Source organism: Limnobacter litoralis (genome assembly GCF_030160455.1).
In the GTDB taxonomy this organism is placed as follows: Bacteria; Pseudomonadota; Gammaproteobacteria; order Burkholderiales; family Burkholderiaceae_B; genus Limnobacter; species Limnobacter litoralis.
Genome location: NZ_BSOJ01000019.1, coordinates 40,398 through 60,645, shown reverse-complemented (window position 1 = coordinate 60,645; position 20,248 = coordinate 40,398). Strand labels below are relative to the sequence as shown.

19 protein-coding genes and 1 other RNA gene are annotated in these 20,248 nt (G+C 55.5%); 10 read left to right on the top strand and 10 right to left on the bottom strand.

The genetic code is table 11. From position 1 onward, the window contains the following. Positions 1 to 46: 46 nt before the first annotated feature. Positions 47 to 376, bottom strand: a complete 330-nt coding sequence (gene trxA / locus QQJ87_RS10125; RefSeq protein WP_284281579.1) for a thioredoxin TrxA — start codon at positions 374 to 376, stop codon at positions 47 to 49. 152 nt (positions 377 to 528) lie between these two features. Between trxA and QQJ87_RS10120 the strand changes: the two genes are divergently transcribed. The 7 genes from QQJ87_RS10120 (at position 529) to QQJ87_RS10090 (ending at position 10,264) form a co-directional block, all read left to right on the top strand. Then, positions 529 to 2,982: a PD-(D/E)XK nuclease family protein gene (locus QQJ87_RS10120; protein WP_284281578.1), complete on the top strand. Its 2,454-nt coding sequence runs from the start codon at positions 529 to 531 to the stop codon at positions 2,980 to 2,982. Then, a complete protein-coding gene (locus QQJ87_RS10115; RefSeq protein WP_284281577.1) occupies positions 2,979 to 6,206 on the top strand; it encodes a UvrD-helicase domain-containing protein in 3,228 nt (1,075 codons plus the stop codon). Before QQJ87_RS10120 ends, QQJ87_RS10115 begins: the two co-directional genes overlap by 4 nt. A 10-nt stretch (positions 6,207 to 6,216) precedes the next feature. Beyond that, an RNA gene (gene ffs / locus QQJ87_RS10110) (signal recognition particle sRNA small type) lies at positions 6,217 to 6,313 on the top strand. 40 nt (positions 6,314 to 6,353) lie between these two features. Next, positions 6,354 to 8,027: a DNA polymerase III subunit gamma/tau gene (gene dnaX, locus QQJ87_RS10105; protein WP_284281576.1), complete on the top strand. Its 1,674-nt coding sequence runs from the start codon at positions 6,354 to 6,356 to the stop codon at positions 8,025 to 8,027. A 28-nt stretch (positions 8,028 to 8,055) separates the two neighbouring features. Next, the gene (locus QQJ87_RS10100; RefSeq protein ID WP_284281616.1) at positions 8,056 to 8,382 is read left to right on the top strand and encodes a YbaB/EbfC family nucleoid-associated protein; all 327 of its coding nucleotides are present in this window, start codon (positions 8,056 to 8,058) and stop codon (positions 8,380 to 8,382) included. A 27-nt stretch (positions 8,383 to 8,409) separates the two neighbouring features. Beyond that, positions 8,410 to 9,057 carry a recombination mediator RecR gene (recR, locus tag QQJ87_RS10095; protein ID WP_284281575.1) on the top strand — a complete coding sequence of 216 codons (648 nt, stop codon included), beginning with the start codon at positions 8,410 to 8,412 and terminating at the stop codon, positions 9,055 to 9,057. Continuing rightward, the gene (locus QQJ87_RS10090) at positions 9,047 to 10,264 is read left to right on the top strand and encodes a CaiB/BaiF CoA transferase family protein (RefSeq protein ID WP_284281574.1); all 1,218 of its coding nucleotides are present in this window, start codon (positions 9,047 to 9,049) and stop codon (positions 10,262 to 10,264) included. Before recR ends, QQJ87_RS10090 begins: the two co-directional genes overlap by 11 nt. 14 nt (positions 10,265 to 10,278) lie before the next feature. Here QQJ87_RS10090 and tal read toward each other — a convergent pair whose 3' ends face one another. Next, positions 10,279 to 11,232, bottom strand: a complete 954-nt coding sequence (gene tal, locus QQJ87_RS10085; protein WP_284281573.1) for a transaldolase — start codon at positions 11,230 to 11,232, stop codon at positions 10,279 to 10,281. Between the two features lie 81 nt (positions 11,233 to 11,313). Here tal and QQJ87_RS10080 point away from each other — a divergent pair, with 81 nt between their 5' ends. Together QQJ87_RS10080 and QQJ87_RS10075 are read left to right on the top strand one after the other, a co-directional pair. After that, complete coding sequence (locus QQJ87_RS10080; protein ID WP_284281572.1) at positions 11,314 to 11,685, top strand: hypothetical protein; 372 nt, start codon at positions 11,314 to 11,316, stop codon at positions 11,683 to 11,685. Between the two features lie 3 nt (positions 11,686 to 11,688). Further along, complete coding sequence (locus QQJ87_RS10075) at positions 11,689 to 12,201, top strand: disulfide bond formation protein B (RefSeq protein WP_284281571.1); 513 nt, start codon at positions 11,689 to 11,691, stop codon at positions 12,199 to 12,201. Here QQJ87_RS10075 and QQJ87_RS10070 read toward each other — a convergent pair. Next, positions 12,185 to 12,466 (bottom strand): hypothetical protein, encoded by a 282-nt coding sequence (locus tag QQJ87_RS10070; protein WP_284281569.1) that lies wholly within the window; start codon positions 12,464 to 12,466, stop codon positions 12,185 to 12,187. The genes QQJ87_RS10075 and QQJ87_RS10070 overlap by 17 nt on opposite strands. A gap of 174 nt (positions 12,467 to 12,640) precedes the next feature. Between QQJ87_RS10070 and QQJ87_RS10065 the strand changes: the two genes are divergently transcribed. Further along, positions 12,641 to 13,726, top strand: a complete 1,086-nt coding sequence (locus tag QQJ87_RS10065; RefSeq protein ID WP_284281568.1) for an HD-GYP domain-containing protein — start codon at positions 12,641 to 12,643, stop codon at positions 13,724 to 13,726. On the opposite strand, the gene QQJ87_RS10060 is transcribed toward QQJ87_RS10065, so the two are convergent. Genes QQJ87_RS10060 through QQJ87_RS10030 form a run of 7 tightly spaced genes read right to left on the bottom strand, consistent with a single transcriptional unit; the run spans position 13,713 to position 20,237 of the window. Beyond that, positions 13,713 to 14,687: a sensor histidine kinase gene (locus tag QQJ87_RS10060; RefSeq protein ID WP_284281567.1), complete on the bottom strand. Its 975-nt coding sequence runs from the start codon at positions 14,685 to 14,687 to the stop codon at positions 13,713 to 13,715. The genes QQJ87_RS10065 and QQJ87_RS10060 overlap by 14 nt on opposite strands. A 14-nt stretch (positions 14,688 to 14,701) precedes the next feature. Then, positions 14,702 to 15,016 carry a hypothetical protein gene (locus tag QQJ87_RS10055; RefSeq protein ID WP_284281566.1) on the bottom strand — a complete coding sequence of 105 codons (315 nt, stop codon included), beginning with the start codon at positions 15,014 to 15,016 and terminating at the stop codon, positions 14,702 to 14,704. Then, positions 15,013 to 15,813, bottom strand: a complete 801-nt coding sequence (locus QQJ87_RS10050) for a tetratricopeptide repeat protein (RefSeq protein ID WP_284281565.1) — start codon at positions 15,811 to 15,813, stop codon at positions 15,013 to 15,015. The genes QQJ87_RS10055 and QQJ87_RS10050 overlap by 4 nt, the downstream gene beginning before the upstream one ends. Before the next feature lies 1 nt (position 15,814). Then, positions 15,815 to 16,771: a type II secretion system F family protein gene (locus tag QQJ87_RS10045; RefSeq protein ID WP_284281564.1), complete on the bottom strand. Its 957-nt coding sequence runs from the start codon at positions 16,769 to 16,771 to the stop codon at positions 15,815 to 15,817. Positions 16,772 to 16,783: 12 nt separating this feature from the next. Beyond that, positions 16,784 to 17,692 carry a type II secretion system F family protein gene (locus tag QQJ87_RS10040; RefSeq protein WP_284281563.1) on the bottom strand — a complete coding sequence of 303 codons (909 nt, stop codon included), beginning with the start codon at positions 17,690 to 17,692 and terminating at the stop codon, positions 16,784 to 16,786. Continuing rightward, the gene (locus QQJ87_RS10035) at positions 17,689 to 19,035 is read right to left on the bottom strand and encodes a TadA family conjugal transfer-associated ATPase (protein ID WP_284281562.1); all 1,347 of its coding nucleotides are present in this window, start codon (positions 19,033 to 19,035) and stop codon (positions 17,689 to 17,691) included. Before QQJ87_RS10035 ends, QQJ87_RS10040 begins: the two co-directional genes overlap by 4 nt. Beyond that, the gene (locus tag QQJ87_RS10030; RefSeq protein WP_284281561.1) at positions 19,032 to 20,237 is read right to left on the bottom strand and encodes a CpaE/TadZ family protein; all 1,206 of its coding nucleotides are present in this window, start codon (positions 20,235 to 20,237) and stop codon (positions 19,032 to 19,034) included. The genes QQJ87_RS10035 and QQJ87_RS10030 overlap by 4 nt, the downstream gene beginning before the upstream one ends. Positions 20,238 to 20,248: the final 11 nt, after the last annotated feature.

Here is a 20,248-nt window from a genome sequence, read left to right as displayed (position 1 = left end):
ATACCGAAGAAAGGCCCCAAGAAATGGGGCCCCGGGGTGTGTTGCTTTACAGGTGGCTGTCCAGAAAAGCCGCAAGTTGCGACTTGGAAAGGGCGCCTACCTTGGTGGCCACAACTGCACCATTCTTGAACAACATCAAAGTCGGGATCCCACGAATACCGTACTTGGATGGTGTTTCGGAATTTTCGTCCACGTTCATTTTCGCGATCTGGAGTTTGCCTTTGTATTCGCCAGACAGCTCATCCAGAATGGGGGCAATCATCTTGCATGGACCACACCACTCGGCCCAGTAATCCACCAGCACAGGGCTGTCGGACTTCACCACATCGCTTTCGAAAGAAGCGTCACTGACGTGTTTAATCAGGTCACTGCTCATTTAATTCCTCAGATAGATCATGTTCGGGCCTGAAACAGGGGCCCGACTCAGAAAGTGTTATTCTGAATGTTACAGCGAAATTGACACCAAACACAATCAAGTGTCCGTTTTGCGCACTTAATGGATCGCAAACCGCTCTTATTGTCTCAGTCATGCCTCTATTTTTACCAGTGTTTGAACGATTGCCGCGGGATGGCGTGCCGCTGAACCGGGTGCTCTGGATTCTGCCACGCATTGAAAACGCAGCCGCATTCAAGGCCGAGTGGGCCATACACATGGCGGCAGACGCGGTGTTGTCCCCCATGATTCAGACGGCGGACCGTATGAGCACCGCCAATTCTCCGCTGCGTTGGTGGAATCTGAAGGCGCAGGTGGTTCAAGCCCTGAATTCCAATCCAGACCTGGTTGCGGGCCTGGCCGATGAACAGCGGTGGGTGTTGGCTCAAGAGTATCTGGAATTGGCCTTTCGCTTGGTGCTGACCCATGAAAACCAAACCCCCTCGCTTCAAGACTACATTCGTTCCGGTCATTTTGCGGAAATGGAAGCGCGCGTGGTGGTCAGCCTGGCTGAGGTGTATCGGGAAGAGCTGCAAAGCCTTTTGTTGAGACCGCCCGCGTTTTGTTCATCGGGACAGATCGACCAGGTGGTGTGGTTTGATGACGGTGAGGCCACTCCCGAGCTGTGGCTTCGCGCCTGGTTGCCGGAATTGCCAGTGCAGCGGGTGGCGCTGTCCAAAGTGGAGGGGCCGGAACCCTGGCGAAAGCTGGATGTGGCCAACCGGGCGATCTTGACGGTGGCAGCCGACGAGGCCACACAGGCTCAGCAGGCCGCGGCACAGGTCTTGAAATGGCTGGGTGAGGATGCCGAGGAGACCATCGTGATTGCCGTGGTGGATCGCCTGGCCGCGCGTCGTTTGGTGGCACTACTCGCTGAACAGGGTGTTCAGGTCGACGATCGAACCGGTTGGCGACTGTCTACATCCAGGGTGGCGGGCTGGTTCAATCGACTGATGCTGGATTGGCAACAGACGGGCTTGCTTGATGTTGTTGTACATCCCTTTGACAACACTGTTTGTGAATTGGCCACAACCCTGCGAGCCGACAGGCCTGCGCGTTTGGCCGACTGGGCGGCGGGGCTGCTCAATGCCCTGGGCACCGGCCCAATTGGTCAGGCCCTTTCTGAGGACGAAGCAGGGCGCCATCTTCTGCTGGGTCTTCAACAAATGGCCATGGCTGACAATCAGGGTTTGGAAGCAGACTTTACGCAGTGGCTGGCGGCTTGGCGACACTGGGTGGAGTCACAGCGCTTCCGTCCGCTGGACGTGAAAAGTCCGGTGCGGGTGCTGCCGCTGTTGGCCACTCGCCTTCGGGAATTCGGTCGGGTGTTGGTGCTGGGTTGCGCACAATCGCATTTTCAGGAAAGTCCGCCCGGTTTGTTGCCGCCCAACGTGACCATCGATCTCGGTCTGCCTGGCCCGCATTTGCAGCGAATTCAAAAGATTTCAGCGCTTTATGATTTGATTCAGAACAGTCGGGCAATCTGTCTGATTCACTGTGCCCAGGTGTCTGGCAGACCGGAATCTCTGCTGTCTGAGTTGCAATGGTTACAGATTGTGCTGCAGCAACACACCCCCGAAGCCCGTCTTGAAGTAGCCCTTGCGGATAGCCGAATCGAGTTGCCCCATGAACCCGCAGACAGTCTGCGTATTCAGCCCGATGAATTGGGTGTGCGAATACCCGAGCAGATGCCGGTGCGTGCGCTGGACGATTGGATGTCTTGCCCCTTGCGTTTTGGTCTGACCCGTTGCCTGGGCTGGCAAGACACGCAAGCCCGCAGACCTCAAAGTTTCGAGCAACTGCGGGGCACTTTTGTGCATCGGGTGCTGGAAAAGTCAGCCATTTCACTCAGACAGGCCGGTGAGGCATTTGCAGATCTTGAGGACTGGAAAAGGACCTTGCAAAGTGAGGCGCAGATCGTATGGGCGGGTCTGGAAGAGTCGCAACGGCTGACGCTGTACCCGTTTATGCGGTTTTTTGAGTCCATCATTCCCAGGCTGGCTGGCCGCATGATTCAACGGCAGGCGGGTGGGTGGCAATTCGAATCTGCTGAAACGCCGCTGCAAGGCGAGCTTGCGTTGCCCCGAGCCGGCAAATCGATTCGCCTGAGTGGTCGCGCCGACCGCATTGACCGCAAGGGTGGAGCGCTGGGTTTGGTGGACATCAAGTTCACGCGCCCTGAAAAGCTGAAAGCCCAATTGGGTAAAAATGGTGACCCTTTGGCTTTGCCGCAATTGCCGGCCTATCAGGCGCTGTTAGGCATGGCCGGTCAAGCCGTGGAGGAGTTGTCGTTTCTGGCCATTCACAAAGACAAGGTAGACTGGCTGCCCTTTCCGGCCACCGCTGAATTTGAAGCCTACGAGGGTACTTCTACCTGGGGTGAAGCCCTTTTTCAGCAGGTGTCGGCAGACCTCGATCAATTCTTTTCTCAAAGTTCAAGCTGGCAAGCCACGCCGGAAAATGGCGGTTGCGCCTACTGTGCGGCTTATGGGATTTGCAGACCCGAAGACCTCCAGCTTGAAGCCCCAGACGAGGAGGTTGACGCATGAGTGACGCGGTTTCACAGTTGGTGCTGACTGCCTGCAACCCCGCCCGCAATGTGGTAGTGGAAGCCTGCGCGGGCAGTGGAAAAACCTGGTTGCTGACCGCGCGCCTGTTTCGCTTGCTGTTGGCTGGGGCACGCCCAGAGCAGATTCTGGCCATTACCTTTACGCGCAAAGCCGCCGAAGAAATGCGTCAGCGTTTGTTCGACTTGTTGCGCCACTGCGCCACGGCCAGTGAGGCTGACCTGCGCACGCTGTTGCTTGAGCGCGGTGCACCCACTGACCCAGCCACCGTCTCCAAAGCGCAGGCGTTGGCTGGAGAGGTGCTGACCAACCCGCGCGGTGTCACGATAGACACGTTTCATGGCTGGTTTACGTCTTTGTGTCAGATGGCGCCCCTGTCGAGTGGCTTTTCCAGACAGAACGAACCCACTGAACAAACCGCCTATTACGCCCGCGTGGCGATTGAGCAGTGTTTGGGGCATGTCGCAGGCCTGGAGGTGAATCATCCTCTAAGCGCTGCCTTGGATCAGCTTGGTCGCCAGTACGACCAGTCTGAAATTGTCCACCTGATGCACAAGGCGCTGGCCAATCGTGTCGCTTTTGATTTGTGGCTTCGCCGGGGCGGCCCAGCGCAACTGGCCGCTTTGCTAGGCATTGACGATCGCTCACCCTGGCCAGAAGCGCTGTTCGACACTGCGGGCATGCAAGGCTGGTCAGAAACCCTAGACCTGATTGCCAAAGACCTGGGCCAGGGCAGCAAAAGTCAGCAGGACATTGCCCGCAAACTGGTGGATCTACTGGCCTTGTGGCGCAGTGGGGCAGTGGGCAAAGTCGATGTGTTTGAGCAGCTTTGTGGCATCTGCCTGACCAAAACCAAAACACCCTTGAGTCATTTCTGCTCAATTTCGGCAGCCAATGCCAAAAAAATCGGACTGGATGCAGACAGCTTCGCCGCTCGCGCGCAGGCGTTTTGCGAGCAACTGATTACTGGTTTGCGCAAAGTTCAGGATCAGCGTGATCTGCGTGGTTCGCAGAGCCTGGCCGAGCTGGTGCCCCTTTTGTTTGAAACCTACTCTCGCGTCAAATCGCTTGAGGGCCTCTGTGATTTTGACGATCTGGAGTACACGGCCCTGCATTTGTTGCTGGATGAACAGCAGCGCAGCTACATGTTGCAGAAGCTGGACACGCGAGTTCGGCACATTTTGCTGGATGAGTTTCAGGACACCAACCCGGTTCAGTGGGCCATCTTGCGCAATTGGCTGGACGAATACAAATCGGGCGAGCAGCCCAGTCTGTTTGTGGTGGGCGACCCCAAGCAGTCCATTTATCGATTTCGACGTGCCGAAGCCCGATTGTTCGCCTACGTGCGCCAATGGCTTGAAGACCGGTTCGGCGCAGTGTCTCTCGCCTCGGATCAAACCCGGCGTTGTTTGCCCGCGGTGGTCGAGGTGGTCAATCGCGTGTTCGCACCCGACGAGGTTCGCGGCACCACACCTTTTCGTCCCCATGCCAGTGCGGTGCCACCGTCGGAGTGGCCTGCGGCACCGCTGTTGAGCGGTTTGTCGGTGTACCCCAAGGTGGCTGCGGACGAGGCCATCGGCGAGGCTGAGCATTGGGTTCGCGTGTTGCAGCAGTGGCGAAGTTCAGGCGCTATTCAAAACTGGTCTGAGGTCATGGTGCTCGTCAGAACCCATCGAAGCGCCTTGCCTTTGGTGAGCGCTTTTCGCGAAGCCGGTTTGCCCTTTGTGTTGAAAGACAAGGGTGAGCGCTACACGTCCATGGTTTGGCTCGACACCATTGCTGTTTTGCGTTTTTTGTTGAATCCACAAGACAACTTTGCCGTGTTGCAGTTGCTGCGCAGCCCCCTGTTTTCAGTCAGTAGCGCCGATTTTCAGGCTTTGCACCGTCGCCAGAATTCCGAAAGCGTGTGGGAAGCCATCCAGCAGGAAGCCCAGTCGGATCAGGCCTACTGGCAAGCGGTGCATCGCACGATGTCGAGCTGGTTGTCCATTTCGCGACAATTGCCCTTGTTTGAAACGCTGAGCCTGGTGGCCAGTTCTACCCAAGCCAGTCTGCAATATTTGAAGTCGGTGCAAGCCCGTTACAAGGTCATGATGGCGGAGCATTGGGATTGGTTGAAAGCCTGGGCCTTGAATGTGAACAAGGGGCGCTTTCCGGATTTGGCCATGGCCCTGGCCGAAGCCCAAAGGTTGGCCGAGTTCGGGGGTTCAGACGGTGAGGGTGCCCTGACCGGCGAGGACGCCATTGCCGTGCTGACCGTGCACTCCGCAAAAGGGTTGGAGGCCCGTCATGTGATCTTGCCGGATGCCGATTCGGCGCCCAGCCCAGGGGGGTCGTCACTGGATGTTCTCATCGATTGGGAATTGGGCGAAGATGCGCCGACCGCCATTTCCGTGTACGACAGCAAAAGCACGCAAACGGGCGGGCGCGAGCATAGCATGGCTGTGCAAAAGCAGGCCTTTGAAGACGAAGAAGATCATTTGCTGTATGTGGCGCTAACCCGCGCTAGGCAGTCGCTTCACGTCAGTGGCACTGAAAAGCGCGGCAGTAAGGGATGGTATGAGCGGCTGTTGCCCCACGCGGACCAGGTGTTTGAAGCGTGGCCTGGGGCAGACGCTTCCCCCGTGCAGACAGAACTGGCCCTGGAGCCAGCGTCTGCGGTGTGGGTTCGCCCCGCATTTCCCGAATTGCCCGCTTTGAGCGTGTCAATCGGCGAGGTGGTCCCACGCTTGAATTCCAGCGAATTGCGCATGGGCACGGCCTGGCATGGCGTGCTTGAGCATCTGGATGGGTTGGCCGATTTTGAGACCTGGTGGGCTGCCCGATTGTTGGATTGCGAGGATGTGCTATTGGTGTTGTCTGAGTTTGAGCGAGCGCAAGTTCAGCAAGCTGCAGAAACCGTGTTGTCGGCGCCACATCTTCACCTATTTTTCAAAGGCGCTGACAAAGCGTTTAATGAACTGGAGTGGGTGCTTCGAACCGGGCAGCTTCTGCGAGCCGACCGAGTGGTGTACACGCAAGGCCGGTGGGTCGTTCTGGATTACAAATGGAAGGTCGATGCCCACAATTTGCCGGGTTATCGCGAGCAGGTTTTACAATACGTGAACCTTGTGAATCAGACACTTGCAGCGGCGGACCCCGTCAAGTCCACAGAAGCCGCGCTGATTGACCGCACCGGGCAGGTTCACTGGATCACTTCAGTGTAGAATGTCGATTGGCGGGCCTCCCCGCATGGTCTAGCGGCCAACCTGGTCAGGTCCGGAAGGAAGCAGCCATAACCGTGAAGCCAGTGCCGGGGTTCTGGCTCGCCTTCTTCGTTTTTGGCGCAGCAACATTGTCGGGTGAACGTGTCCATGTCTGAATCCGTTTCTCAAGCTTTGGCCCGTAAGTGGCGCCCCCGCGATTTCGAATCGCTGGTCGGGCAGCAGCACGTGGTTCAGGCCCTCTCGCACGCGCTCGACAACAATCGCCTTCACCATGCCTATCTGTTTACCGGTACGCGCGGCGTCGGAAAAACCACCATCGCCCGCATTCTGGCCAAAGCCGTGAACTGCGAAAAAGGCATGAGCCGTCAGCCTTGTGGGCAGTGTCAGGCTTGCCTTGAGATCAGTCAGGGGCGTTTTGTCGATCTGCTTGAAGTGGACGCCGCCACCAACACCAAGGTGGATGAAATGCGGGCCCTGCTTGAAAACGCCATGTACGCGCCCACGGCAGGGCGGTACAAGGTGTATGTCATTGACGAAGTGCACATGCTGTCCAGCAGCGCATTCAATGCCATGCTGAAAACCCTGGAAGAGCCGCCCGGGCATGTGTTGTTCATTTTGGCGACCACCGATCCACAAAAAATTCCGGCCACGGTGCTGTCCCGCTGCCTGCAATTCAGTCTCCGCCAGTTGTTGCCCGACCAGATCGCTTCTCACTTGGCGACCATCCTGGACAGCGAAGGCATTTCGCATGAAGCGGCGGCACTCAGACTGATTGCCAAGGCTGCCCGGGGTAGTCTCCGCGATGCTTTGTCGCTCACCGATCAGGCCATTGCATACAGCGCTGGTCAGGTCTCCGAGGCCACGGTCAGGCAAATGTTGGGCGCGGTCGATCAACAGGTCATCGTGCAAATATTAACCGCGCTCGCACAAGGCGATGGCAAGCAGCTGCTTGACATTTCGAAGGGTTTGGCCACCGTTAGCGCGCCCTTTGCCAGCCTGCTGGACGAGTTGGCCGCCTGCAGTTATCGCTTGTCGGTGGCCACATTCACGGGCGGGCTCGACATGGATGACCCGGACGCCGCGGCGCTGGCTGCAGTGCAGTCCCTGTTTACCCCCGAAGATCTGCAACTGTTTTATCAAATTGCCACGCATGCCCGGGCTGAGTTGCACTTGGCCCCTGAAGATCAGATTGGTTTTTCGATGGCTTTGCTCCGCATGTTGGCTTTCAAGCCCGGCGATGCAGAATTGATTGCACCCAGGTCTTCCGCTGCGGCACCCGCTCCTGCGCCAGTTGCCGTACCAAAACCCACCATGGCGCAACCAGCACCCGTTGCAGCGCCTGCACCCGCACCTGCCGCAGCCAAGCCCGTGGAGTCAGCCACGCCAAGGCCCCCATCGGGCGATTTGCAGTTGCCAAGCAAAAGCTCTTGGCCTGAGTTTTCCCAGCAGGTTGCAGCCACAGGGCTGACCCGGCAGGCATTGGTGCAGGCCGAGTTGGTGAAGTGTGAGCAACACGACAGTGCGGTTGTATTGACCTTGAAGACGGCCATCAAGGCTTACACCGAGGGGTTGACCGTCACCCGCATGGAAAAAGCCCTGAGCGATCATTTGGGCTGCAACGTCAAATTGGACATGCAGCATGGCGAGGTTCAGCAAACGGCACACGCAGTCAACACTGAACAACGCAAACAGGCCTTTGACGAGGCCCGTCAGGCCATTCAGGAAGACCCTTTTCTGAGTGAAATATCCAAAACCATGGGTGCCAGCGTGGTGCCGGGGTCCGAGCGGCCTCTGCACGTCAGCGGCCCGGCGGATGTCTAAAATTCCTTTGAAGGAGTAAACCATGAACATGATGAAAGGCCAATTGGCCGGTTTGATGAAACAAGCCCAGCAGATGCAGGAAAACATGCAAAAAATGCAGGCTGAAATCGGCAAGATGGAAGTGGAAGGCACCTCGGGCGGTGGACTGGTCAAGGTCACCATGACCTGCAAACACGACGTCAAGCGCATCAGCATCGACCCCAGCCTGCTAGCCGATGACAAAGACATGCTGGAAGACCTGATTGCGGCCGCGTTCAACGACGGCGTGCGCAAATCAGAAGCCCTGATGCAAGAAAAAATGGCCTCAGTCACAGCCGGTTTCCCGATGCCTCCCGGCTTCAAAATGCCGTTCTGATTGTTCATCACAACTGACTGACAAGCCATGGCTTTGCCCAAAGACGATGCCTTGAGTGCCTTTGACGGGCTTGATCCTTTGGTGGATCTGGTGGCCGCCTTCAAGCGACTGCCAGGCGTAGGCCCCAAGTCGGCACAAAGACTGGCCTTTCATCTGCTGCAACATGATCGCCAAAGCGCCAGTGAACTGGGCCAGGCCCTTCTGCGCGCGGTCAATGAAATACGCCACTGCCGCCTCTGCAACAATTTCTGCCACCAGGACACCTGCAGCATTTGCGCCCAACCGCGTCGAAACACAAGCCTGGTTTGCGTGGTGGAAACGCCCGCAGACCTGGCCGCGATCGAGCAAACCCAGACCTACACCGGTTTGTATTACGTGTTGATGGGCAAGGCCTCGCCACTGGATGGCGTTCATCCGGAATCTCTGGATTGGCCGCGCTTGAGCCAGCGTCTGGACGAGCCCGAGGTTCAAGAGGTTATTCTGGCCACCAATTTCACCAACGAGGGCGAGGCCACGGCGGTGTTTCTGACCGACCGAATCCGCCGGCTCAACCTGAAAGTCAGCCGTTTGGCCCGGGGTGTGCCTTTGGGCGCTGAACTTGAATACACCGACCCCATCACTGTGGCGCGTGCCCTGATGGATCGCAGATTGCTGCGGGGAACCGATGAATCCTGATTTGAACGATCCGTCATCCAGCGCTGGCCCTTTGAGCGGTTTCAAGGTGCTGGAACTGGGCACTCTGATTGCCGGACCTTTTGCCAGTCGTATTTTGGGTGAGTTTGGTGCTGAGGTCATCAAAGTGGAGGCACCAGGCAGTGGCGACCCCATCCGCAAGTGGCGCGTGCTGCACGAGGGCAATTCTTTGTGGTGGGCAGTGCAGGCTCGCAATAAAAAATCAATGACCCTGAATCTGAAAAGCCCGCAAGGCCTGGACATTCTCAAACAATTGCTGGCCAGTGTCGATGTGCTGGTCGAAAACTTTCGGCCTGGCCAACTGGAAAAGTGGGGCATCGGTCCTGAGGAGTTGCAACGAATCAATCCCGGTTTGGTGGTGGTCAGGTTGTCTGGCTACGGGCAAAGCGGCCCTTACAAAGACCGTCCTGGGTTTGGAGCCATTGCCGAGTCGATTGGCGGCATGCGTTACCTGAGCGGCGAGCCCGGAAAGCCCCCGGTGAGGGTCGGCATTTCAATTGGTGACTCGCTGGCTGGTCTGCACGCGGTGATTGGCGCCCTGATGGCATTGTTGAACCGCCAGAAAACCGGCAGGGGCCAAGTGGTGGATGTTGCCCTGTACGAGTCGGTGTTCAACATGATGGAAAGCCTGTTGCCCGAATATGATTTTGCGGGTGTTGTGCGGGAACGTTCGGGTGCCAGCTTGCCGGGCATAGTGCCGTCCAACACATACACTTGTCGAGATGGCGCTTACCTCGTGATTGGCGGCAATGGTGACGCCATTTTCAAGCGGCTGATGACAGCAATCGGTCATTCCGACATGGCCAACAACCCTGACATGGCCAGCAACGATGGTCGGGTCAGGCACACTGCATTGATTGATCAAACCATTGCCCAGTGGTGCGCCAGTCAGACCGTGGATTCCGCCTTGGCCGTGCTCGAGCAGGCCGAGGTGCCGGCCAGCAAGATCTACAGCATTGCCGACATCGTTCAAGATCCGCAATTTCAAGCCCGGCAAATGCTTGAAGAACACCCCTTCGGAGAAGAGGGCCGCTTGAAGGTGCCCGGTGTGGTACCCAAATTGTCAGAAACACCGGGCCGAACCCGTTGGCTTGGGCCGAAGCTCGGTGAACACACGGCTGAGGTGCTTGGCAATTTGGGCTATGGGCAGCGAGAAATTGACCAGTTTCGGGCTGACGGGGTAATTTGATGCTGAATGGCTGATCAAACTGCTTTCAGCAACGCATCCAGCTTTTCCGAGTCTTTCACAAAAGCCCGAATGCCTTCTGCCAACTTCTCAGTGGCCATCGCATCTTCATTCAGCATGAAGCGGAATTCGGCCTCTCCGTCAGGAAATGCTTCAACATTCTGCTGGTTTGCCCACTCCGTGGTCAGTGCTGCTTGCAAATGGCTTTCGTCCTGGCTCAGTTCAGTCAGCAATTCGGGGCTGATGGTCAACAGGTCACAGCCGGCCAATGCCTTGATTTGTCCGGCGTTTCTAAAGCTCGCACCCATCACTTCTGTGCGGATTCCGTGCTGCTTGTAATAGGCGTAAATGCGCTTGACGGATTGCACGCCGGGGTCGTTCGCGCCTGCATTGGCTTGCTCGTCCCATTGCGGGCCTGCATTCTTCTTGTACCAGTCGTAAATTCGCCCTACAAACGGCGAAATCAACGTAACACTGGCCTTGGCACAGGCGTGCGCTTGAATGGCAGAAAAGAGCAGCGTCAGGTTGCAGTGAATGCCTTGCTGTTCGAGGGTTTGGGCGGCTTGAATGCCTTCCCAGGTTGACGCAATCTTGATCAGAACATGCTTTTCAGTGTCGATCCCTTCGGCCTTGTATAGCGCAATGATGCGCTTGGCCCGATCCACTGTTGCCTGTGTGTCAAACGACAGGCGGGCATCCACTTCCGTAGACACCCTGCCAGGGATGGTTTTCAGAATTTCACAGCCAAACCGGACCAGCAAGCGATCCACCTGCTCATCCAGTGAAACATGCCCGAAATTTTCACGGGTCTCCTGCATTAATGGGTAATAGGCAGGCTTCTGCACGGCCTTTAAAATCAAAGAGGGGTTGGTGGTGGCATCTTGAGGTTTAAAGGCGGCGATGCTTTGAAAGTCGCCGGTGTCGGCCACGACTTGCGTAACCTTTTTTAGCTGATCAAGTGTGTTGGTCATTGCGCTGAATAAAATATGTTAACTTCTTGGTCAGTATAGCCCGCGCGGTGCTGACCTTTTTGGCAAGGCTTAAAATTAACCATGAACATGCCCGTTTATTCTGAATCTGAACTCGCATCAAAACCTTTGATCGACATGGATCAATGGAATCGATTGCTGACCGAATTGGGGCCGGACATGCTTCGTGAGTTTGCCGATGAATATTTTGATGAAACCACCGAGAGCTGGTTTGACGAATCGGTGGATCCCTTCGACACCGATGAAAAGTCATTCAAATCCCTGTCGCACCGCAGTGCGGGCGCCGGCGGCACCTTGGGCTTCCAAAAACTTCGATATGCCTTTCTGTGCATGGAGCACACCGAGTTTGGTGAGCTATCCCGCGGCTATTTCGCAAGAATGAAAGACGTTTTCACAGAGACCCGCGATTGGGTTCATCAACAACTGGATTCCTAGACCATGGCTTTAAGGCCCACGCGACGCTTGGCTTTACTCGGAATGTTGCTCAGCCTGGGCGCGCTGTCTGGCGCGCTCTGGTTGCAACAGGTGGAAGACTGGTATCCCTGCGCCCTGTGCATCATTCAGCGTTATTTGTATCTTTTGACGGCCCTGGCCTTTGCAGTCCAGTTTTTTTCGAATGATGCAGACAATAGCACTGGCCGGCGTTTGGGTGGTTTCGTTGCTGCGCTTGCAGCGCTTGCCGGTGCTGGTTTTGCGCTGTACCACGTCTGGATTCTCGCGCATCCGGGTCAGTCTTGCGGTGTTGACCCCATGCAAACCCGATTGAACGCCTTGCCTTGGGTTCAATGGTTTCCGGCCCTGTTTGAAGTAGACGGCATGTGTACGGATCCTTATCCGCCTTTTCTGGGTCTTCAGTTGCCCGCGTGGAGTGCAGTGGGCTTTGTTGTGCAGCTTGTCTTGGCGAGTTTCACGTTGAGAACAGTTAGACGCCCGATTACAGGGTTAATGTAAGCGGCGCGCACAGCACAATTTCCTTGTGGCCACCATTGCCACCGATGCCTGCCGCCTTCTCAAGCATTTCCATGTACGCCAGCAATTTGCCCAAGCCTCGAATGGCAGGCCCTGATTCGCTTTTTTGAACAGTCTGCAACACGGCGGCCAGCGCGTCGTCAAGGTTGACGTTCATGGCCATGTTGGCCTGTTCATTGTGAATGTTCAGTGTTTCAGGATAAAACCCTTCTGGTGCAGGCGCTGCTTTCAGCTCTAAGGTTTGCATGGTGTATTCCCCTTCGTGAGCCTACAGGTTCTCATTGTCACCCTCAATTGAAGGGGTTGAATACAGGGCATTTTTTCACTCAGTTTGCAGATTGCTCCACATTGACTAGCGCAACAAAGGGATATGGCAACTTCAGTCTCTGGTCGTAAATTGAGGTAATCAAGGAGCGCGTGCATGCTGATCAATTTGTCCAATTCAATGGTGGTAAATCATCTCCTGAAGTCACAGTCCATCCGGCCTGAACAGCTTTATCTGCATTCGGGTAGACGGGCATCGAATGTGAATCGAGTGGCCACCGAGGGTTATTTCGCGCTTGAGTGTGAGCTTAGCCAGACCACGCTTCTGTACCTTTCTGCCTGCGATCTTTTTGAGGATCTCCATTGTTGCTATCAAGTGCTTTCAAAAGCGATGAGCGATGAAGATCCTGAGGTTTTTGTGTCTGTGATTGTTCAGTTGGTTAAGCGGTTCAAACACATTGCAATCTCAAATTTTGATCTGGCTTACGCCTACCTTGCCTGGCACACGGGTGATGACTACCCGGTCATGCACCATCTTTTGGTGGCGCTGACTGCCGCTCGAGTGGCCATGCAGAGTCAAATGTTCTGCGAGGAGGAGGTGGACTCGATTGTGAGCGCGGCTTTGACCATGAACATCAGTATGTTGAGTCTTCAGGCTCGGCTAAGAACCCAGGTAGAGCCCTTAAGCCGTGATCAGAAGGAATTGATTCGTAAACACCCGGAACAAAGCGCTGACAAATTGCAGTTGCTGGGTGTACAAGATCCAGTCTGGATGGACGTGGTCCGTTCCCATCATGAATTGCCCGATGGAACAGGTTACCCACGGCAGATCAAAAACCAGCATTCGGGCTCTGTCCTGCTGAGTGTGTGTGATTCCTTTAATGCTCGGATGGCCCAGCGTGAATATCGCAAGAACTTTACGGCAGAGCAGGCAGTGAAGGATCTGTTTGATCAGGGTGACGCGCTTTATAGCAATTTCACAGCCATTTTGCTGGAGGAGTTGGGTATTTACCCCGCAGGTAGCCTGGTTCAGCTTGCGGGCAATCAAATCGGATGCAGCCTCATTCGGGGACAAACGGCAATTACGCCTGTGGTGCTGGTGTTCCGCAACCTGAACAAGAGTGGAGTGGCCGCAGAAATCATTGACACTGCCCAAAATGGCTTTGGTGTGCGAAACGCAATACCACGACGTGATCTTGGCGATCTTCCGACTTTGCTGGATTTGATGGCTAGGGTTGTGTAACGCTTAAACTTGCAACAGTTAAATTGCCAACTCGATGCAATCCGAGTGTAAGGCCGTGGCGGCCTGCAATTCGCTGTGCGATGCAAAGCCCGATGCCTTCGCCCGCGAATTCGTCGTTGCCGTGCATGCGGTGGAATAGACGGAAGAGTTTGTCGCTGTGCTCGGAGGAGAACCCAACTCCGTTGTCAGTGATTTCGAGCTCAGAGTCGCTGACCTTTCGCACGGTTATTTTCGGATCTTCCACGCCTGCTGAGAACTTGACAGCATTGTCGAGGAGTTCTTTCATCATTCGCACAGCCAATTCAGGGTCGAATTTCATCGGAAAGTGAAGGTCTTTGTCGATGTGGATGGGTGCACCGCGAAACCCCATATTCAGCAGCTCGCGTACAGCATCCCCCAGGTCGAAATTGACTCGATTCAGCGGACAGGTGCTGAGTCGAAGGAAGTCAATCAAACCGTCGATCAGGACCCCCAAGCGTTTTCCGTTCCGACGGATTTCACCCAGCGACGATTTGGCCTCGGCGGGTGCCGAGTCTCCCAACTCGTCGTCCAGAAAGAAGGAATAAGCGTCGATGGCCCTCAAGGGGGCGCGGAAGTCGTGTGCGATCGTACCCGAGAGCCAGTTCAGCTGTTCGATCAGTTGCTGGTTTTCAGTCAGTTGCCGCAAGGTTTCCTGGTCTGTGCTTTGGGCAAGTTGTGCAATCTGTTCACGCAGGCGGGCCATTTCAGTTTGATTGGAACTGACCTCATTTCGCCATTTGTCGGACTCTTGCTGATGGCGCGTGCGCAGGTCGCTGAGCATTTGCTGCTGCTGTTGCCGCAAATCAACAAGGCGTTGATCCAGTGCCTTGTTCTGCTCTCGACTGCGTTGCAGGCTTTGCTCCAGTGCTTCGGTTTTCTCGGGGGGCAGAATGGTTCTACCCGTCAAAATCGACAACAGCCTGAGAAAAAGCTTGAGCACGGGTTTCGCCGGTCTTAATTGCTGGAAATGCCAGACACCTGGGACTGAGCGCTTTTTCCGTTGCTGCTCTGTCCAATCGAGTCTGCGTAGGCTTTGTAGGCTTTGCCCGCAAATTCAGCGCGGTAGGGCTCTGTGTCTGCCCGGTGAATGCCTTGCGCCTGCTCTTGAAGGTAGTGGCGAGTCGCCAATCCTGTTTGAGCGTCTGGTTGCCCGACAATCGTTTCATTCACTTTGCCGGATGTGTCGCTCTGGGTCTGTTCGTCAGCCAAAGCGAGGTTGCTGGACGCCGCTAACAACAGGCCCAGTGTCAAAGTCCATGTCAGTTTCATTGCGGGTCTCCTTGAACCTTCAGTCGTCTTTTGATGGTGTTGGCTTGCGCCATGACCTTGTTGCGGGTGTTGTCAGACCATTGTAGCCGGTTGGCAATGTCCATCGACATGTCCAGGTCGTTGAATACGAGGCCCCACAAGGCCAGGTTGGCCAATATCTTGGGGTCTTGGTTGGACAACTCGCTGGCTTTCATCAGGGCGTTGTAAGACAGGTCTTTTTTGCCATCCAGCAGGTAAACCAACCCAAGGTCGGTGTACGCGTCAATTTTCAATGGGTCGATCTGAACGGCCTTTTCGAGCCGGACTTCAGCGGCATTCAGTTTGCCTTTCTCAATCGAGATTTTGCCCAGGCCATACCACACTTGACCCTGATCATCACCACTGCCCAGCAGGGACTGATAGACCTGCTCTGCCTGATCGTACTGGCCTGTTTTTCGCAGTGCGTCGGCGCGCAACAAGCGGCTTTTAAGGTCGGCACCCCATTTTTTGTCATAGGAATCCAGATGGGCCAGTGCAGCGTAGCCATTGTTTTGGTCAATCATCTTTTTGACCAGACCCAGGTGAATCGCTTTTTCTTGCTCCCCTTTGGCCTGCTTCAATCGGGCGTTTTCTTCTTGCTGGTCCTCAGCGCGCTGGGCATCAATCAGGGCTTGCTGGTTTTGCTGCATTTGCGCTGTTGCCGCCGGATTTTGCTGGGCTGGCTGATTTTGTGCGCCTGTGTTCTGGCCTTGCGGCTGCGTAGCACACGCGGCAAGCCCAAGCGTCAAAGTGGCGACAACGATGGCAGAACCTTTCAATTTATCCTCCAACTCGCGCGAACGCGCGCATGATCGAAATAATGCCCGGCCCACCGGTCATGATCAGGAGGGCTGGCAACATGGTAACCACCATGATACCAGTCAGCTTGACGGTCAATTTGCCCATGAACTCTTTTGCATTGGCCCTTTCTTTCTCCACCAGTCGTTCTGAAAATTGTCGCAAGGGTTCCTGCACTGCGCCACCAAACTTTTCAATTTGCCCCAGCACTGTGACAAATGAACGGAATTCTTCACTGGTGTAGGTTTCGCACATTTTTTTCAGAATGACATTCCAGGGCACCCCGGACTTCACCTGGGGCTGGGCCCTGCGCAACATGCGGGCAGTAATCGGCACCAAGTCACGCAATTGGGTGGCCATGATTTCGATGGATTGGTCGACACTCAAACCCACGCCCTGCAGCAGACGCATCACGTCCACGATGGCGACGAGCTCTCGCTCAAAAGCGGTCTCCCGACCTTCTGCGATCATTTTTAAAATCCATTTGGGCGCCATGAAGCCCAGGCCCGCAATGGCAACTACCTGAATGACGGCTGTGCTGCTGTAGCCCGCTTTCAGGTTGAGAAGGTAGCCCAGGATTAACCCCGACACGCCCAAAATGATTCGCGCCAAAACAAACCGCCCTAGGTCCTCTTCGGTGCCAAATCCGGCCTTACCCAGTAATTTACGGTCTTCGGGGTCTACAAAGTGTTTGAAAGCCTTGCTTTGGCTGAATTTGGCACTGAGTGTGTCCAAACGGCCCGTCAATGAGCCGCTTGCGATTTCGGGCTTGACGCCAGGCACCATTTGCACGCGTCGACGGTCGGTGAGGTACTGCTCAATGCGCTGCAAGGCTTTGTCGCGTTTGCTGCCTTGGTTCATGAGACTTAAGGCAACGGCAACCAACCCAAAGCCAATCAACAGGCTGCCCAGCAAAATAAGATTGTCATGGCTTAACACGTGGGCTGCTCCTTAAATGCTTCGTACCATTTTGTAGATCAGTGCTGCGCCGGCCACCTGCAGACCGGCTGCAACGAACAACAGAATTCGCCCAGTGTGGTCATACCACATTGTGCTCAGGTAGTCAGGGTTAATCATGATGATGAACCCCGCCAAAGCAGGGGTCAGCAAACACATGAAAACGGCTGACATTCTGGCTTCCGAGCTCATGGCCAGCAATTCCTGATGGTGTTGTTCCCGGTCGCGCAAATACTGCGCCAGACGACCCAGCAAGATGTCGCTTTTGCCACCGTAATTCAAAGCCAGTGCCACCACAGAGGCAATCAATTTAAATTCGGTCAGGCCGAACACCTTGGCCAGGCGATACATGGCTTCATCCAACTCTAGGCCTGCATACTGCATTTGAACCGCCAGTCCCAAAGCATCGCGCAGGGGCTGCTCGGCGTTTTCAAGCGCTGTGTTGAAAGAGACGGTTAAGCTATAGCCCACTGCGCTGACCCGCACCACACCGTCCAGAAAGTTGGGAAGTTGGCTGAGCATCAATTGCCTGCGTTTGCGCTGTTTGTAAAAGACATATAAAACCACCGCCATCAAAGCCAGCACAATGGCCCCCAGTGCACTGACAGCGCCTTTGTATGCCAATGCACCCACAGCTGGAAGTAGTATTGCTGCTGATAATTTCAGCCCCAATTCACGGTTGATTGGAAGACCAGCCGAAATCAAATTGTCCGTCATCCACTGCGGCATGAATTTCCGTTTCAGCGGGTCTTTCTGAACCCGAAGTGGGTCCAGTGAATTGGTCAAGGCTGTGTCAAGTCGCACTTCGGATCTGCGCCTGCTTTCATCCGCAGTGCCTTTGCCCAGCAGCAATATGGCCAGCGAAATGAAAATCAGGGCAATAGAGATCAGACCAAAGTTCATGTCAAACGAATGTGCGAGATTTTGGGGTTTTTGGGGTAGGGCACAACAGGCACCCAGTTGTCCAGCTCCTGCCCGTCCGGTCCAACCCTGCTTTCATAGCGGTACAGGTCCTGCAGCAATATGTTGTCGTCTACGATGCCAGCCACTTCAGTGATGCTGTAGATGCGCCGCTTGCCTGAGGGCAGCCGAACAATCTGGATAATCAGGTCGAGGGCGGATGCAATTTGTCGACGCAAGCTGGCTTCGTTGCCGGTAAAGCCCGCAAATCCCGACAGCATTTCCAATCGATGAAGACAATCGCGAGGTGTCGAGGCGTGAATGGTGCCCATGGAACCGTCGTGGCCGGTGCTCATGGCCTGTAGCATGTCCAAAACCTCGGCACCGCGCACCTCACCCACGATCACGCGGTCTGGGCGCATACGCAAACTGTTTTTCACGAGGTCGCGAATGGTAATACTGCCCGCACCCTCATGGCCCCCGGGTCTGCTTTCAAGCCGAACCACGTGGTGGTGATTCAGTTGCAGTTCGGCGGTGTCCTCAATGGTGATGAGTCGCTCCCCAGCTGGAATAAATTCAGCAATCACGTTCAGCATGGACGTCTTGCCCGTGGACGTGGCACCACTGACCACCAGGTTACAGCGTTTGCGCACCGCTTCGCGCATCAACTCATACACGCGGGTGTCAAAGGTGCCCAATCCCATCAGGTCTTCAGCGCGCAGTGGCACTCGCCGGAATTTTCGAATGGACACCACCACGCCGTCGCGGGCCAGTGGAGAGATAATCACGTTGATCCGGCTGCCATCGGGCAGGCGGGCATCCACCATCGGGCTGGATTCGTCCAGTCTGCGCCCCAGCGGCGCAAGAATTCGGCGCACAATCCGCAAAAGGTGGTTGTTGTCGAGAAAGCGCGTAGACACCCGCTCCATCCGCCCCGATTTTGAGACGTACACGTCTTTGTATCCGTTGATCATGATGTCTTCAACGGCGGGGTCTGACAGCAAATCTTCCAGTGGTCCAAATCCGGCGATTTCCTTGTACAGGGAATCGGCCACGTAAGCCACTTCGGAATCGTTCAGCGGAATTTGCTTGGTGTAAATCAGGCTTTGAACTTCACCCTGAATGAATTTCTCCAGGGCCAGGTTGTCCATTTTTGCAAAGGACGCACCCTTTTTTTCAATAATCCGGAGAATGTGCTCATGCGCCATCTCCTTGACATCGGTCAGGACCTCATTGTTCAGATCGGCAGGCTCTTGGGGCGCGAACTCAATCTCGGTGTGACGCGGTGCCGCTGTCGTTTCCGGCTTGACGGGTTCCGGCTCCTGACCAAATTCAATTTCATTCATCGTACAAACCACTTCTTCAAGGTCGTTGTCAGACTGCCACCCTGCTCTGCGCCCAATTTTTCCTTGCGTTGCTGATGAATGCTGGACAGCAGCTTCTCAACCGCTTTGGAGTACGGGTCTTTGGGGTCCAGTGTCGACAACACTCGGCCTTCATTCACAGCGTTGACCAAAGCCTGGTTTCTGTCGGGCAGGGTGTAGACCCGTTCAATGGACAGCTTTTGCGCAATCGCCTCGGGTGTAAGCGCTGTTTCCTTGTGATGGGGGGATATCACCAAATCAAATGCGCTGGCAGCAATGCCCTTGTCATTGAGGCTTTTGATCAATTCTGCGCCAGTCACAATGCCCGGCACAGATTGCGGGGTAACCAGCAAAATTTTGTCCGCGCTGCGCAGCAGGTTGGCCACAAACTCCAGATTGCTGAAGCCGCACAGGTCGATCACGATGTTTTCAAAGAACGACTTGATCAGATTCAAAAACTTCAGTGCATCGGTGGCGGGTACGTCGCGCAGCTCAGTCAGGTTGCGCGGCAGTGACAACAATGCCATGCCAGTTTCCGAATGCCGGCGAAACGCAGTTTTTGCCAGCGTGGCGTCAAAACGCCTCACATTGCGCACGCACTCTACAAAATTCATGGCACCCTGTTTTTCGTCGCAGGGCAGGTGGATCAATCCATCACCCAGAGGAAGGCCGAAATCCAGCAACAGGGTTTCCTCTTTGCTGCCTTTGGACAAGCGGGAGGCAATGTTGACCGCCAGTGTGGTGGCTCCCACGCCTTGGCGGGCGCCCAGCACCACAATGACATGGCCTTTGCCATCGTCAGTGGGGGCTGGGGCTTTGTCCAGCACCTCGCTAACAATCTTGAGCACTTCCCCTGGGGAGGTGCTGGTGTCCAGAAAGTCACGCACACCAGAGCGCAAGGCGCGAACGACAGCATCGGTTTCGGATTTCGTACCCATGGCAATCACAGGCAAATCAGGTGAAATCTCAGACAATTCGCGGACAATCAGGGCGGGGTCTACACCGGCCTGCGGAGAAAAATCAACCACCGCCAAGGTTGGCGAAACCAGACCTACGCGTTGGGCGATTTCAGAGAATGTGCCGGTTTCTCGCACCAGCATGTACCGTTCACCCACCGCGTCAGACAGCCACAGCCAGTGTGGGTCTGACCCAGAAATCACCAGAATTCGAGCGATGCTTTGCATAAGCCCGGGCC